The following is a 14,547-nucleotide window of genomic DNA, read 5'->3' on the forward strand; positions in this document are numbered from 1 at the left end:
GCGTCGAGAACCCCGTCCGCGGACCGACGGTATCGCGACCCGGCCCGAATGTTCGACACAGCCACGCCGTGGAGATGAATTTCGTTCGGCGAGGACGAATCCCCCACCGGCGCACCACAGGGTTGATTAGGCTGTGCGCGGCAATCGCCGGGACCGGCCACAAGGGGGTGCCATGAGCGGGTCGCGCACCCGGGTCCCATCTCGGGAATTGATGGAAACCGCTATGGCGGCGAGAAACGGGGGCACGATGGAAGATCGTGGTTTTTTCGGTCCATTGCCGGACAGTCGGACGGTGGCGACGACGTTCGCCCGAGCAGCCGATTACCCTATGGGGGCAGCCGATCCCGGGCACGGGATAATCGAATCGATCGCAGGACTCGTCAACACACATCGGCGCCTGGAGGTACTCCGGCCGCATTGGGGCGATGGGGTGATGACACGGACCGTGGGAGACCGGGACATCGTATTGCCGTCGATGGATGTCGACAGCGATCCGTTCCTTCGCGCCTGGGAAGACGCACAGCGACACATAGCGGCAATCGACCTGGCGGCGCACGGAATTCTGGGCGAACCCCCCATCGATGCCGAGGAATATCACGAGGGCCTGGGCGCGGTCTTCTGCCGTATGGCCTACCTGTACACGATTTCGTTCAACCGGTTCGTACTGGATGGCCCAGAAGGGGTCAACCGCCGGCAATTGGCTCGCGCATACACCTCGTACGACAACCTCGTACACGATTTGACCTGCGGAAAGAAATACCTACCCACCCCAGGGAGCAACCTCGGGACCTGAGGCCCGACTCCTCGACCGACGTTCGCGGGATCACCCCCGGTTGCGCGTCGGCCGGCACACCACGCGTCCCGAGAACGACCCACCCCGACCAACCATCGGCTTCTCCACACCTCGACCACCCGATAGAAGTCGATCGAGGGCGGTCGCGTATTCCCGTCACAGGGAACAACTTCCACAAAAACAAGCCGTTATGTATCGTACCGTCATATAGCGGCACGTTTGGTCGCGTCCGGACGTAGTACCGGACACAAGATATCGAATCGATGGAAGCGGGGTCGGAATGTTCTACGACATGATGGCATTCATGTTCCTGATGTACAGCATGATGCTGCTGTTCTAGAAACGCTCCGGCCTCGGTCCCGACCCACCCATCAACCCGGTACCGCTCCGGCCGTGCCGAGGCCCGGAACAGGCAACACACGAATCACCACACCGAACGCCACCTCTCGGCCCGAGCGGACATCCCGGTTCGGGCAGCTCCTGCGGGGCCGGCCCCATCCACATGTAGGCACACATCCTGTCTGCGACAAGGAATCCCGAGGTCGGCCGAAGGTAAGATTCGGCTCGAGAGGTCCGCTCGAAGTCGCAGTGACGGTCGCCACGAATGCGCTGCCCATGCAGTCGGGGACATTCCCCTCGAGCGCCGCCGGGAACGCGAGGGATCGACGCAATCGACGGGCGATCGACCACCCTCACCGATATGACCATTCCCCGGGAGCCGAAAGCGAATTCCGCGATTCGACCCCCCGGGAGCAGCTCCCACTCGGAACGACCTCCGATCCGCGGTGACCAGGGCGGATCACCGCGGCTCCCGGTCGGCCACCTCGAACACGGTTTCACCTCCGGCGGTCACCATCCGCCGCGTGAGTTCGTCGGGCTCGGCGGTCACCACCGCGAGCAGCACTCCACGGCCGCCCAGGCGCACCGGGTCGGGGTCGAATTCATCGGCGTCCTTCACCTGGAACATCGCCCCGCAGGGCAACTCCAGTTCGGCGAACAACACCCGACCGGCCGCCACATGGCAATCGCGAAGTACGGCATCCAAGGCCTCGCCGTAGTAGCGGATCGCCTCATCCGCACCCTCGACACTCGACTTCGGTGCGATCTGCTCGATGCTCATGACACCGAGCATGAGCGCCCGCGACACCCACCGGCTTGGAATTTTGTCGCCTCTCGGCTTTCCTTCCACCGCAACGGGTCGCGCTCGACCACGGCCCCGCCCCGCGCTCACCGAAATCGGGACGGATCTCGAAACCCGAGCTAAACGGTCTTTATCACCCCACCATCGGCCAGATAGTCCGCACCGGTCAGGTTTCCGGAAACCGGGGAGGCGAGAAAGGCGACCAGTGCCGCGATCTCGTGCGGTTCGGTGAGCCGACCGGTGGTGATACCCATCCGAGCGGGAGCCTGGGCGAGGAACTCGTCGAGGGGCATCCCGCTGTGGGCTGCGACATCGGCGGCGTAGCCGTCGGGATCCGACCAGTGGCGGGTGCGGGTGGGCCCCGGTGAGACGGTGAGTACACGTAGACCCTGGCCGCCGAACTCCTCGGCGAGCGCCTTGGTGAGATTGTTCAATGCCGCTTTCGCGGTGCCGTAGTCGACAGGGTGATAGGCGGCGCGAGCCCCGATCGACGAGATATTGATGATCACGCCGGCCTGTCGCAGCAGGCTCGGCAGGGCCTGTCGGGTGACCCGGACAGTGCTGAAGAAGTTGAGTTCGTAGGTGCGCTGCCACGCGTCGTCCGCGATGTCGAGGAAGCCCCCCGCGTCGGCGCTACCGGGGACGACGCCGCCGACATTGTTGATCAGGAGATCGATCTCGCCAAGGATCACACTCGCGCGTTCGATCAGATGCGCAGCCCCGTCCGGCGCCGCCAGATCGACGGTCACCGGCGTGACGGAGCCCTCGAGCTCGCGAAGTTCGTCGGTGACGGTACGTGCGGCAGCCACCACGCGCACACCTTCGGCGCTCAACGCCCGGACGATCTCCAGGCCTATTCCTTTACTGGCCCCCGTAACGACAGCCGTCTTCCCGTGAAGTTGTAGATCCACCATACACCTTTCTTGAACTTCGGTTATAAAATAAGAGCAAAAAGAGGCGACCGCCGCGCCGCGGCCACAGCGAGATCACAACGCGCGCAGCACCGTTTCGACCAATCCGGCGAGCCGTTCGGGACGAGGATCGACCCTGGCGAGCACCCGCATGCCATTGATGGTGGCCAGCAGGAAATTCGCCGCCGCACGCGGGTCGAGGTCCGCGCTGAACTCACCGGCGCGTTGCCCCTCCTCGATCGCCCCACGGAAGGCATCGTGCTGCCGGTCGAAGATCCGCCGTACCAACAAACCCACCGTATCGTCGTCACCGAGCTCGACGGCGGTATTCGTGGCCAGGCAACCACGCTGATCCGGATCGGCGACGGACGCCTCGAGCACCAGGGTGAGCGCGGCGCGCACCCGCTCCCGCGGGGAGCCCGGCCCATCGAGCAGATCGATCAACCGCACCGTTTCCTTCGCCTGATAGCGGCGCAACGCCCGTTCGAAGAGATCCCGTTTACCCGCGAACGCGTTGTACAGACTGCCTCGGCCGATACCGATCGCATCGACGAGATCCTGTGGCGTCGTATGGGCATATCCCTTGCGCCAGAACACCTCCATCGCCTTGTCGATCGCCTCGTCGGGATCGAAACTCTTCGTCCGCGCCATGAAACCGACCGTAGATATTTTGTAATCTGAAGTCAAATATTATGGCGGCCATTCCACCGTCACCTCGGACCAGCACACGACACAGCGCAGGCACAGCTCACCCGAGCCCGGCGACGCGCGACTCGCTCGCCCGAAGACCCCACCGTTCGCATACCGTCCCGAGGCCGAGCGCGTGCGCACCCCCACCACCTCCCCCACGGACCGGCAGCCCCGGCGGCAGAGTTCCGAACCCCCGTCCCCCCTCCTGTTCACACGGCTTTCGCAATGACCAGCGCCGAACAGACACCGAGTTCACCGGCCATCGCCCAAAGACTCGCCTGCGGTCGAATCATGCCCCGAAGTGTTACGAGCAATCCCGACGTTACGGTTGACGCATGACCGATAGCACAGCACCGACCCGAGCCGGTCGCCCTCGCGACACCCGGCTCGACTCCGCAATACTGGCGGCGACAGCGGATCTGATCGCCGAGCGCGGATACAGTGCGGTCACCCTACAGGCGGTGGCAGATGCCGCCGGGACGAGCCGGCCCGCCCTGTATCGGCGGTACACCGACCTCGCCGACCTGGTCTCGGCCATGCTGATAGAGCGTTTCGGCCTCGAACCCGGCGCCGAGGATCTCGGTGGAATCGAAGCGGAACTACTGGCGATCCAACGACATCAGCTGGACCTGTTCAACGATGTGGTCATGCGCAGGGCACTGCCCGGCCTGCTCGCCGACCTGGCCCGCAGCCCGGAGAAGGCCCAACGATTTCACGAACAGTTCCTCCGACCACGTCGGCTTTCGACCGCCTCCATTCTGGAACGCGCGGTGGTGCGCGGAGAGATCCTCCCGGGGACCGACCCGGAGTGGCTCTGCGACCTGATCACCGGCCCCATGCTGATGCGGGCGCTCGTCCCCACACTGGACCCGATCGATGCGAAACTGGTCCAGCTCACGGTACGTTCGGCGCTCGACGCCGTCGGCTACCGCAAACACTGAACGAGTTATACCCCCCTCGCAATTTTATGGTTGACGTCACGTTTGAACGGTCCTAAATTGATTACGATCCGTAACGTAATCAGAGGAGTCGGCATGCGGACGGACATCGAATTCGACAGTAACGGCGTGACATTGCGTGGCTGGTTGTACCGCCCCGATGTCTCCACGGGCGACACCCCGCTGGTGGTGATGACCCATGGTTTCGCCGGAGTCAAGGAATGGGTGGCGCCGTTCGCGGAGGTGTTCAGCGCTGCCGGACTCTCCTGCCTGGTCTACGACCATCCCGGATTCGGCACCTCCGACGGTGAACCGCGATACGAGGTCGACCCGGTGGCCCAGATCGAGGGCTACCGCAACGCGATCACCTTCGCCCAAACCCTGGAAGGCATCCAACCGGATCGGATAGCGATCTGGGGCACGAGCTACGCGGGCGCTCATGTACTGGTCGTCGCCGCCACCGACCGCCGGGTCCGGGCCGTGGTCTCCCAGGTGCCGCTGACCGCCGGATGGGACACGTTCACCCGACTGGTCCCCTCCACCATGCTGCCCACCGTTCACGCCGCTATCGCCGCCGACCGGGCCACCAGACTCGCCGGCAAACCCCACGAAACGATCAAGGCCGCCTCCGACGACCCCACCGAAATGGTGGCCATGCCCGGCATCGAGGTCTACGAATGGCTGATGGCCAACGGCCCGCAGGTCCCCACCTGGCGCAACGAGGTAACCCTGTCCAGCGTCGACAAATTCCAGTCCTACGCTCCCGAGGCCTTCATCTCCCGGGTAGCCCCTACCCCGCTGCTCATGGTGGTCGCAGAACAGGACACATTGACCCCCACCGAGATCGCCCTGCGCAGCTACGCCGAAGCCCTCGAACCCAAACAACTCGCACTGATACCCGGTGGCCATTTCGCCGTCTACGAAGAACAGTTCGAGCGGGCCGCCACCGTCGCCCGCGACTTCCTGGTCGGCCGCCTCAACGGCTGACCCAACCGCCGCCATGCCCACGCCCGAGAACACGAACATCACTGGGTCCATACCATCCGGCGCGATATTTTCCGGCCCACGCTGTCATCATCGACCGGCGATCGCACGGTGATGGGCGCGAACCTCGCACTCATCGGGCTCATCCTGGGGTTGATCGGGCTCACCGTAGCACTGTTCCGGGAGTGAATATGTTCGACTCCAACGAATCGGAAGACCACACCTCACCACCGAACAAGCGTTGTGCCGGCCACGCCTTCCGATCGGAGTACCGGAGAAGTCGATACCTCGGTCAGCGGAGATTCGACCACGAGTCGAACTACTGGGTATCGATGAAACCGGCTGCCGTCTGCCCCGATTGGTGGTCTCGAACATGGCATCGGCCGCCCGGAACGTGACCCCGTACCGGTGCCCACACGGGAAGGGACCGCTGCACGATCAAGTGGTGATCAGGTACCGCCACGCCGGAATGTAGCCGATGGCTTCCAGAAGAGTTGCGGCGGTACGGATACAGCGATCGGGCCCAGCGGAAAGGACGTGCGGCCGAGGTATCATCGTCCGCCTGCGCCAAGGCAGGGCTTCACGGATACGGAACAATGCTGCCGGCCGGGGAGAAAGCGCATTGGTTTCCAACACCATGCCGGCGATGCGCAGGGCTTCCGCGAACAATCGGATTCGCAGCGGAAAGCCACCACAGGAGCACGACAGAGAGCCGAGATCATCCCGGTGACATACCGCGAAATCGCATGGCCGGAGCTCGTCACGACGCGGGCGGAAACCGTCCCGGGTCCTCGGTCCCTCCCCGCTTGGCCTCTCCCCGCTTGGTCTCTCCCCGCTTCGAATGTTTCGAAAGCCGTCCGGCGAGCCTCGCCGACATCGGCGCGAGCCGTGCAAGCAGTGAAGGCGGAGCGAGACCGAACAGGCACAGCAGCACCCCGAGCACCCCCAGCACGGCCACGCCGAATATCGAGGTCAACCCCCACAGCACCGATGCGTGGCCGGTGTAGACATACCGGCGGGCCCCCAACTCTATGAGCCGGGGCCGGGCGGTCACCACCTCCCCGGCGCTCACACCGTACAGCTCGACGATGCGGTCTTCCCCGATCACACGGCCCCACCCCGGCTCGGCATCATCGCTCGGCGCGTCGAAACCCGTACCGACAACGACCCTGACCTGCATCTCGTCGCCGTAACCCAAATAGTAGGCGACCACATTGATCGGGTCCGCGAGCAGGAACAGTGCCGCCAGCGTCAATACGATTCCCAGTACACCGGCCGGTATTCGCTTCCGCCACAGCCCCATACCCCGGCCCCACTGCGGGCCGGTCACAGCATCCTCCATCCCATGATGGAATCACACCGCCCACACCGGCGACAGCCGCCGAACCACCGCGTTGCACTCCCTCACGAATCGGGCACCGTGAACAGCGAACGGAAGCTGCCGCCCCGAGGCCCCGCCGGGCGTACCGTATCGGACACGGGCTATGCCGGGGTGTTGTTCACCCGCCCCATCCGGGCCACGAGGGTGGCGAACGCGACCACCACGGCGGCGGCGATCGCCATACCTCCTACTACCGCCGATTCCGGAGCGTCGGCGAAACGGGCGACCGCGATCCACCCGAGCCCCCACACCATGGCGAGCGCGAACGCGACCCGACCACCACTGATGAACGCCAATCCGGCTCCGACAGCGGCAGCGATCACCAGCACCACCACCGCCCACGGCTCCGCACCGAGACCGAGGTGGTCGACACCCCCGGCTTTCAACGCCGCGGCGATATTCGCCACCGTCGCGACGACCACCCACCCCAGATACAGCCCCATCACACCGTCGAGCAGCACGGCTTCGACCCGGTCCGCGGGACGCGAACGCAGACAGCGGACGAAGATCACCGCCAGCGTGGCGAGCAGGGCGAGGATCACCACCGCACTGACCTGAACCCAGCCGAGCTGCACCGTGGTGATCCACAATGCGTTCAGCAACAGCGACAGGGCGACCAACCACCATACGTCCCGAACCCGCGGGTTCCCACGTTGCGCCGGGAGAAGCTGCCAGACCGCGAGCGTGAGGAAACCGAGGTACAACAGCGACCAGATGGCGAAGGCCGGACCGCCGGGAGCGACAAAGGTGGCATCGGCGGCCAGCGCCCCGTCGGCGGCCTCGGCGATCGGTGTGCCGCCCAATGCGCCCGAGCCGATCACGGCGGCGATCACCGCTATCACGGCAGCCACCGCGAGCAGTACCTGCCTGGAGATATCGGAAGATCTGTCGGTCATGTAGCGCGTATGCCCGCTCGCGGGAGCTTCAACCATCCACGTGGTCGATGGTCCGGTTCCGAACCCGGAACCGTCTCCGCCGCTCGGGCCCATTCGTGGGAAACCGGCCTCCTCACCGGTGAGACGTTCGATCCGATCGGGCACCACTTCACTTCCTCCCGGGATGCCGTGAGCCGGTCGACCCGAGTCGACCCGCTCGGCAGATCACGGTCGGAATCCCGCGGTCGGGTATCGCCCGGCAGATGGATCGTGCCGGCTCGACCGAGCAGCCCGAGCACCACCGTCTCGCCGCCCGCGGATATTCGAAAGCAACCACATCGCGGTATGCGAGGCCCGTGGTCGTCGCGTGACCTTGTCACGACCCGGCTCCCGTTGCCGCGCAGTGTCGTACACTTCCGGTGCCGCCCGGTATCGCATCGGGCAAGTGGTATCGAAGACGAAGCGGGTGGGAATGTCGGTTCGGCGGATAGCGCTTTTGTCGATCGTGGTCGGTTTGTTGCCGGTCGTGGCGGCATGTGGCGGGGTGCAGAACAGCACAACTCCGATCGCAAAAACACGCGACCTCGAGGCGGTCTGCACGGGCAGTGATTTCCTGGGCCCGAAACGAACGGCCTTTCCCGATGCGGCGGCCTACGGGGGCAGCACACATCCTCTGGTGATCATCGAGCATACGGGTATCGACAACCCGTCGTCGACCAACAACTGGAGCAAGTTCTCCCCAGCGATCCGGATCTGAAGCGCATCGAGGACCCGAAGCAGGTACAGCTGGTCGCCTGCGCCGAACACGGTGACGATTACGAGAGTGTCGGCACCTGCACATTCGACAAGGGCGAGACGGCAAAAGTATTGCGTTCCAGCGCCAAGGTGACAATCTTCGAGGCCAGAACGGCGAAGAAGGTCACCGAGGTGACCGTTGACGCCGCCGAATACTCCTGTCCCTACATCATCGTGTTCGAAGGTGAACCCACGGTATACACCTCACCGACCATGCAGGAGTACCGCGAGGCGCTGACCAAGGCCATCCCCGGCACCGAGATCGTCGGATAGCCGAAAGGGCCGATGCGACCCACTTCCGGTAGACCTCACTCCCAGTGCGGTAGAGCGACCGTATTCACTCTATCCGCGCTGAGGAAAGACGGTCCGGAGCCGATGGACGAGGCTTGTCGTCGTTCCCGTATGGATGTGCTCGCGCAGCCGGATGACCCAGAAGCACGTAGCCGCTTTCGGCGTGACAGATGCCTCCTACCAATCCACGGATAGCCTCGCGAGATGCTTTTTATCGATTTTTCCTGCCGCCGTCGTCGGTAGGCTTTCGAGGAACTCGACCTGATCCACCACCTTGAATTCGGCGAGGCCGCGTTCACGAAGGAATCCGTTCAGCTCCATCGTGGTGGGCCGCTCGACCCGGGGACGGGTCGCGATGAACGCGCGGATACGTTCGCCGAGGTACCGGTCGGGTACGGCGACAACCGCGACATCGTGCACGGCGGGGTGGGTGCGGATATAGCGCTCCATTTCGGCGGCTGCGATCTTCTCTCCGCCCCTGTTGATCACGTCCGTCGCCCGGCCTTCGACCACGATATTGCCGTCTGCGGTGATATGTGCCAGATCTCCGGTTCGGTAGAAGCCGTCGTGGGTGAACGCGGTTCGATTCCGTTCTTCGGCGCTCCAGTATTCCCGGATCGTGGCGGGCCCCCTGGCCAACAGGTGGCCCGTGGTACCCGGCGGCACCTCGCGGTCACGGCTGTCGACGATACGGATCTCGTCGGCCGGGGACATCGGCCTGCCCTGGGTTGTCGTGATGACCTCGTCCGAATCGTCGAGTCGCGTATAACAGACGAGTCCTTCGGACATTCCGTACGACTGCTGCAACAGACAGTTGAAGGTCGGTCCTATGCGCCGTGCGATATCGGGCGACAGCTTGGCGCCGCCGACCTGCAGGATCTGTAGGCTCGAAATATCCGTCGCCATCGCATCCGCGACCTCGAGCCAGACCAGGGCGAGTGCGGGCACGACAGCGGTGATCGTGACGTGTTCGCGCCGGATGAGTTCGAATGCCGGGTCCGGGTCCGGGCGGTCGGTGAGGACGACCGTCCCGCCGGAGTACAGCGTGCCGAGGACGCCCGGGGAGGCGAGGGGAAAGTTGTGCGCTACCGGGAGCACACACAGATAGATGCTGTCGGGGCCGAGACCGCAGATCTGCGCGCCGGTGCGCACTCTGTACAGGTAGTCGTCGTGGGTGCGTGGGATCAGTTTCGGTGCGCCGGTGCTGCCGCCGGACAACAGCAGTAATGCGGTATCGCTCGGCTTCGGTCCCGCGGGAAGCTCGCGGACGGCGGTGTAGAGATCGGATAGCTCGAGGTTTTCCCCGGCGTCGCCCACCACGATCACGAGGACCGATGCCCCGCTGCGAGCCGATATGCGCTGTTCGAAGCCCTTGGGGACACCCGCCGTCATGTAGGCCACCGCTGTCGTCGCCACGCAGAGGTTCTCGATTTCGTGCGCCCCATACGCGGGCAACGCGAGGACCGGTATCGCGCCGAGGCGGGTCAGGGCGAAGAGCACGTCGAAGAACTCCACGCTGTTCGGCAGCTGGACCACCACTCGGTCGCCGGGGCGAATTCCGTGTTCGAGCAGCCCCGCGGCCAGACGGCCGGCCCGGTCGGCGAGTTCGGCGTACCCGATACGGACGGCACCGGCGACGAGGGCAGTGCAATCACCGTGCCGAGCGGCCAGGCGCGCGAGGAGCTCGCCGAAGGTCTCTCCTCGCCAATAGCCCTCGGATCGGTAGTGTTGCGCGAGTTCGGTCGGCCACATCGGCACCCCTCGATTCCTGAGCGGACTACTGCGTATACGAACGATGGCCGTGCATGTTTCCCGAGGCCGACGGCGTCATGTCCCGGTCGGCGCCTTCGGCGATCAGTTCGAGGTGGTAGCGGAATCGCGCATACAGATCGTCCACGAAGGATCGGTCGAAAACATTCGGATGATAGGACAACTCGAAGGAAAGCCGGTCCCTCGAATAGGCGTACAACACGAGCGCGTAGTGGATGGATTCGATGATCCCGTAGCCATCGATGTGCAGATCCGGTCCCGGTTCGGGGGATACCTCGGGCCGCATGAGGTTCTGGAAGACGACCAGGGTGTCGAACAGTGGAACGAATCCCGCGGCGCGCTGGATGTCGTCCGAGTCCAGGAACTCGTAGGGGGTCATTTCGGCGTGCTGATCGCGCAGTCGCGTGAGCAGGTCCGCCGGGGTATCACCAGTGTGGATCCGCATCCGGACCGGTACATCGTTTATCAGCAACCCCACCGCCCTGTCGATCGAGGGAACGGCCGCCGGACGACCGCAGGTCGTATACCCGAAAACGATATCGTCGCTTCCGATGGTTTCCGCCAGGGTCAGACCCCACGCGCATTGGACGGCCGTGCTGAGCGTGGTTCCCAGATCACGCGCGCGGAGCTCGAGCGCGGAACCAACCGAATGCGGCAGTGTCGAAATGATTTTCGCGGTCGATCCGATGGATTCCGGTGGTTGCGCATTCATGAGGAGGGTCGGCTGTTTCACCCCGGCCAGGACTTTCCGCCAGGCATGGATGGCGTTCTCGCGATCCTGGCGGGAAAGCCACTGTAGATAGTCGTCGTATGGGTCGGCAGGAGTGTCCGGCGCCGCTTCTTCCGGGGCGTTGTACAGCAACGTCAGCTCTTCGGCGAGGATTCCGGCGGACCATCCGTCCCAGAGAATATTGTTGTGGGTGACGACCAGGCGATATCGCTCAGGACCGCGCCTGATGAGCAGGATTCGGAACAGCGGGGAACGGGTCGGGTCGAAACGCGACACCCGTTCGTCGCGGAGCAAGGCGTCCTCATCGACCTCCTGTTCTTCGAGGTCGTGGTAGCGCCAGGGCAAGGGCATATCGGTGTCGATCTCGCGCACCCACCGCCCCTCGCTCGGGTCCATCCGAAACCGACAGCGGCAACTGGGGTGTCGCCGGACGAGCTGCTGTGCGGCCGTCCGCAGCCGTGCGATGTCCAGGTCACCCGAGAGGTCGACGTAGAGCTGTACGACCTCGGTCTCCGCGCCGTAGGTTCCGGCGACGTCGAGCATGTGCTGTTGTAGCGGCGACAGTGTCCGTGGCCGGTCCGCGTCCACCACCGGTCGCTCGAATCGGTCGCCGGTCGCCGGGGCGGGCCGTGCGGACCTGATCGCCGCCAGGGCGGCGAGACGTTCGGGGGTGTCCTCGGTCAGCAGGTCCTCGGTCCGGATCGGTAGGCCCGCGGCCCTGGCGCGCACGGTGAGCACAATGGCGCGGATACTGTCGCCGCCGAGTTCGGCGAAGCTGTCACGGGGGTCGACAGTGGGGAGCTCGAGTACTGCGGCGAACAGCTCGCACAATAGGGTTTCCGGTGTTTCGCCTACCGATTCCGAGCGGGAATCACCACCATTACCGGTGTTGTGAGCCATCGACGGCGCCCTCTCTCCTGGCAGATGTCATGTCATACGGGCGATGCGGCCGTTTGTCCGAATATCGACACCGGACCGGCTTCGGCCACGAGGGCGCCGGCGGCTTCGCCATGGTGATCATAGGGTGAACCACCGTGATTCCGATCGGTTCCTCCGAGCCCATGTCTTCCTACCTCGTCATCGATCTCACGCAGGTGCGCGACAACTACTGCGCACTGCGATCCGCCTTGCCCACGGCACGAATCCGCTTCGCGGTCAAGGCCGCTCCGATATCGGAGGTCATACGGCTACTCGCCGACGAGGGCGCGGAGTTCGATGTCGCCGGTGTCGGCGAGATCGAACAGTGCCTGGGGCTGGGTATCGACCCGGCTGCCATGTGTTACGGCAATCCGATCAAGAAGGCGTCCCATATCGCCACCGCTTATGCGGCGGGGGTGCGCCGGTATGTCTTCGACACCGAGGACGAGTTGAATCGTATTGCCGTCCACGCTCCGGGCGCGGAGGTCGAGTGTCGGTTTCTGGCATCGGTACCGCGGGCGCGGGTGGCGTTCGGCGCCAAATTCGGTTGTGCGCCCGGTGAAGTGGCGCGAATGCTGGTGCGAGCACGTGATCTGGGATTGCGGGTCGTCGGGCCGTGCTTCCATGTGGGGTCACAGCAGTTGGATCCGGCCGCCTGGCGGATCGGTATCGAGCAGGCGGGTGGTATCGCGGAAATATTGGCGAGCGAGGGAATAACGGTTTCCACCGTGAATATCGGCGGGGGTCTGCCGATCTCGTATGCCGACCCTGCTCCGGCGCCGGCCGTGGTGGGTGCGGTGATCGCCACCGCGGCGGGGCGATATCTTCCGGACGGTGTCGATCTGGTGGTGGAACCCGGCCGAGCCCTGGCCGGCAGCGCCGGGGTGATCCACACCGAGGTCGTGGCCGTGCGCACGGCACCGAATGGGCGGCGCTGGGTGTATCTGGATATCGGCCGCTACAGCGGATTGATCGATACCGACTACATCGACTATCGAATCGAGACGGATCGGGATGGTGATCCCGCGGACGAGGCGGTACTTGCCGGTCCGACCTGTCGACAAACCGATGTGCTCCATCGGTGCAGACCTGTCCTTCTGCCGATCACGCTGCGCGCCGGTGATTCCGTGCGAATCCGCGATACCGGCGCCTATACAGCGAGTTTTTCCTCGGTGTTCTTCAACGGCTTTCCGCCTTTGGCGGTCCGGGTCGTCGGCGCGTGACGCGGTTGTCACGCACCGACGACCGCTACGGCCCGGATCTGCGAGAGGTATCCGCGCAAGTTCGGGCGCGGTGGCCTCCGATTCCGTAGGATGCGGCCGTGAACGGCTTCCGGGCGCACGAATTCCGCTCGCACCCGAGCAAGGAAGTGACATGGGAATCTCTCGGGTGACATCGACACGGCTCGACCGATTCGATCGGACCGCATTCGACGATGCCCTGTCGTTCGTGCGCGGCGCCGAGGTCGAAACCGTTCTCGCTGCCATGGTTCCGCGACTGACCGGACGGCAACGGGCAGCGGTGGCGGCACACACCGTCGTGGCGCACACGGCCGCCCTGGTCTTCCCCGCGACGCTCGAGGCCTTGGTCGCCGAACTGCGCGGTCTGGGCCTGGCCGTCGGCGCGCCGATTCCGAGTGTGGTGGTCCGCGACCGGCTCGGTCAACGCTACGCTCTGGACATCGGATCCCTGAATGTCACCATATTTCACGTGCGCGAGCACGCGGACATCACCGGATCTCCCACGGTCGAGTTGTTCGCTCTGCTCGTGGCCGCCGGCGGGAATTCGGCCCGGATCGTGGACCGTGAGCGCTCGGAGCGCAACGAGTCGCATATCGCGTTGCAGCTCGCCCCAACCGACCATGCCACCGCCGCGGAAATGACCGCGCTGCTGCTCGAACACGGTGGACTGTTACCCGATGGCGGCGGATACAACTCGTTCGAGGACTGCACGAGTTTGTATTTCCGCTCTCCGCGCACCGACGGGCCGCTGCCCTATCGACGGTTGGAGTTACGCGTTCGCGGCCGAATGCCGACCGACGAACGACAACCGTGACCGGCCGTGTAACCGGGAGAGCCGAGCCCGAGTCGGCTCGAATATTCGGTTGCCGGCGGAGCGGATACGGCGTTGAGTAACGGCGAACGCATCCGTCACGAGAAAAGCTCTTCGATATGAACACCGGTGAGAACATCGAACGTCCGGACCTGACCGCGTGGCGCCGCCGACACGAGATACGGCGCTCGAATGCCGCCAGGCCCGTGAAATCCGGCCGCGCCTACCAACGGAAACCGAAACACGAACAGGACAGAAGAAAACGCGACGCCTGATCG

The 14,547-nt window shown here is 64.6% G+C and carries 15 protein-coding genes; 8 read left to right on the forward strand and 7 right to left on the reverse strand.

Annotated features, from left to right (window positions below; translation table 11 throughout):
- Positions 1-433 precede the first annotated feature (433 nt).
- On the forward strand, positions 434-793 hold the full coding sequence (locus ON32_RS18835; RefSeq protein WP_157224240.1) for a hypothetical protein: 360 nt from the start codon (positions 434-436) through the stop codon (positions 791-793).
- Positions 794-1,592: 799 nt separating this feature from the next.
- Here the strand turns inward: ON32_RS18835 and ON32_RS18840 are convergent.
- The 3 genes from ON32_RS18840 to ON32_RS18850 all read right to left on the reverse strand — a co-directional run bounded on the left by ON32_RS18840 (position 1,593) and on the right by ON32_RS18850 (position 3,496).
- Positions 1,593-1,913 (reverse strand): VOC family protein, encoded by a 321-nt coding sequence (locus tag ON32_RS18840; protein WP_157224241.1) that lies wholly within the window; start codon positions 1,911-1,913, stop codon positions 1,593-1,595.
- A gap of 140 nt (positions 1,914-2,053) precedes the next feature.
- Entirely contained in the window at positions 2,054-2,848 is a 795-nt protein-coding gene (locus ON32_RS18845) for an SDR family oxidoreductase (protein ID WP_245551149.1), read from the reverse strand.
- Between the two features lie 72 nt (positions 2,849-2,920).
- Positions 2,921-3,496 carry a TetR/AcrR family transcriptional regulator gene (locus tag ON32_RS18850; RefSeq protein WP_040792273.1) on the reverse strand — a complete coding sequence of 192 codons (576 nt, stop codon included), beginning with the start codon at positions 3,494-3,496 and terminating at the stop codon, positions 2,921-2,923.
- 374 nt (positions 3,497-3,870) lie between these two features.
- Here ON32_RS18850 and ON32_RS18855 point away from each other — a divergent pair, with 374 nt between their 5' ends.
- Complete coding sequence (locus ON32_RS18855) at positions 3,871-4,476, forward strand: TetR/AcrR family transcriptional regulator (protein ID WP_040792274.1); 606 nt, start codon at positions 3,871-3,873, stop codon at positions 4,474-4,476.
- A 93-nt stretch (positions 4,477-4,569) separates the two neighbouring features.
- A complete protein-coding gene (locus ON32_RS18860) occupies positions 4,570-5,460 on the forward strand; it encodes an alpha/beta hydrolase (protein WP_040792275.1) in 891 nt (296 codons plus the stop codon).
- 757 nt (positions 5,461-6,217) lie between these two features.
- On the opposite strand, the gene ON32_RS18865 is transcribed toward ON32_RS18860, so the two are convergent.
- Positions 6,218-6,787, reverse strand: coding sequence for a hypothetical protein (locus ON32_RS18865; RefSeq protein ID WP_169331642.1), 570 nt, complete (start codon positions 6,785-6,787; stop codon positions 6,218-6,220).
- A gap of 152 nt (positions 6,788-6,939) precedes the next feature.
- On the reverse strand, positions 6,940-7,734 hold the full coding sequence (locus tag ON32_RS18870; protein ID WP_040792358.1) for a TspO-related membrane protein: 795 nt from the start codon (positions 7,732-7,734) through the stop codon (positions 6,940-6,942).
- 424 nt (positions 7,735-8,158) lie between these two features.
- On the opposite strand from ON32_RS18870, the gene ON32_RS18875 reads away from it, so the two are divergent.
- Positions 8,159-8,470 (forward strand): hypothetical protein, encoded by a 312-nt coding sequence (locus tag ON32_RS18875; RefSeq protein ID WP_157224242.1) that lies wholly within the window; start codon positions 8,159-8,161, stop codon positions 8,468-8,470.
- A 128-nt stretch (positions 8,471-8,598) separates the two neighbouring features.
- On the forward strand, positions 8,599-8,781 hold the full coding sequence (locus tag ON32_RS18880) for a hypothetical protein (RefSeq protein WP_157224243.1): 183 nt from the start codon (positions 8,599-8,601) through the stop codon (positions 8,779-8,781).
- A 195-nt stretch (positions 8,782-8,976) separates the two neighbouring features.
- Here the strand turns inward: ON32_RS18880 and ON32_RS18885 are convergent, their stop codons facing one another.
- Together ON32_RS18885 and ON32_RS18890 are read right to left on the reverse strand one after the other, a co-directional pair.
- Complete coding sequence (locus ON32_RS18885; RefSeq protein WP_040792279.1) at positions 8,977-10,551, reverse strand: (2,3-dihydroxybenzoyl)adenylate synthase; 1,575 nt, start codon at positions 10,549-10,551, stop codon at positions 8,977-8,979.
- Positions 10,552-10,576: 25 nt separating this feature from the next.
- Positions 10,577-12,199 carry a condensation domain-containing protein gene (locus ON32_RS18890; RefSeq protein WP_040792280.1) on the reverse strand — a complete coding sequence of 541 codons (1,623 nt, stop codon included), beginning with the start codon at positions 12,197-12,199 and terminating at the stop codon, positions 10,577-10,579.
- Positions 12,200-12,360: 161 nt separating this feature from the next.
- Between ON32_RS18890 and ON32_RS18895 the strand changes: the two genes are divergently transcribed.
- The 3 genes from ON32_RS18895 (at position 12,361) to ON32_RS29360 (ending at position 14,544) form a co-directional block, all read left to right on the forward strand.
- Positions 12,361-13,440 (forward strand): type III PLP-dependent enzyme, encoded by a 1,080-nt coding sequence (locus tag ON32_RS18895; RefSeq protein ID WP_040792281.1) that lies wholly within the window; start codon positions 12,361-12,363, stop codon positions 13,438-13,440.
- 151 nt (positions 13,441-13,591) lie between these two features.
- Complete coding sequence (locus ON32_RS18900) at positions 13,592-14,272, forward strand: hypothetical protein (RefSeq protein WP_051133433.1); 681 nt, start codon at positions 13,592-13,594, stop codon at positions 14,270-14,272.
- Positions 14,273-14,388: 116 nt separating this feature from the next.
- Entirely contained in the window at positions 14,389-14,544 is a 156-nt protein-coding gene (locus ON32_RS29360; protein ID WP_169331645.1) for a hypothetical protein, read from the forward strand.
- Positions 14,545-14,547: the final 3 nt, after the last annotated feature.

The organism is Nocardia paucivorans NBRC 100373, from assembly GCF_000308675.1.
In the GTDB taxonomy this organism is placed as follows: domain Bacteria; phylum Actinomycetota; class Actinomycetes; order Mycobacteriales; family Mycobacteriaceae; genus Nocardia; species Nocardia paucivorans.

What these genes read in the sequence shown, in the direction of transcription:
- ON32_RS18835 (WP_157224240.1), top strand. Translation starts at nt 434, where the DNA reads ATGACACGGACCGTGGGAGACCGGGACATCGTATTGCCGTCGATGGAT.
- ON32_RS18840 (WP_157224241.1), bottom strand. Translation starts at nt 1,913, where the DNA reads ATGAGCATCGAGCAGATCGCACCGAAGTCGAGTGTCGAGGGTGCGGAT.
- ON32_RS18845 (WP_245551149.1), bottom strand. Translation starts at nt 2,848, where the DNA reads ATGGTGGATCTACAACTTCACGGGAAGACGGCTGTCGTTACGGGGGCC.
- ON32_RS18850 (WP_040792273.1), bottom strand. Translation starts at nt 3,496, where the DNA reads ATGGCGCGGACGAAGAGTTTCGATCCCGACGAGGCGATCGACAAGGCG.
- ON32_RS18855 (WP_040792274.1), top strand. Translation starts at nt 3,871, where the DNA reads ATGACCGATAGCACAGCACCGACCCGAGCCGGTCGCCCTCGCGACACC.
- ON32_RS18860 (WP_040792275.1), top strand. Translation starts at nt 4,570, where the DNA reads ATGCGGACGGACATCGAATTCGACAGTAACGGCGTGACATTGCGTGGC.
- ON32_RS18870 (WP_040792358.1), bottom strand. Translation starts at nt 7,734, where the DNA reads ATGACCGACAGATCTTCCGATATCTCCAGGCAGGTACTGCTCGCGGTG.
- ON32_RS18885 (WP_040792279.1), bottom strand. Translation starts at nt 10,551, where the DNA reads ATGTGGCCGACCGAACTCGCGCAACACTACCGATCCGAGGGCTATTGG.
- ON32_RS18890 (WP_040792280.1), bottom strand. Translation starts at nt 12,199, where the DNA reads ATGGCTCACAACACCGGTAATGGTGGTGATTCCCGCTCGGAATCGGTA.
- ON32_RS18895 (WP_040792281.1), top strand. Translation starts at nt 12,361, where the DNA reads ATGTCTTCCTACCTCGTCATCGATCTCACGCAGGTGCGCGACAACTAC.
- ON32_RS18900 (WP_051133433.1), top strand. Translation starts at nt 13,592, where the DNA reads ATGGGAATCTCTCGGGTGACATCGACACGGCTCGACCGATTCGATCGG.
- ON32_RS29360 (WP_169331645.1), top strand. Translation starts at nt 14,389, where the DNA reads ATGAACACCGGTGAGAACATCGAACGTCCGGACCTGACCGCGTGGCGC.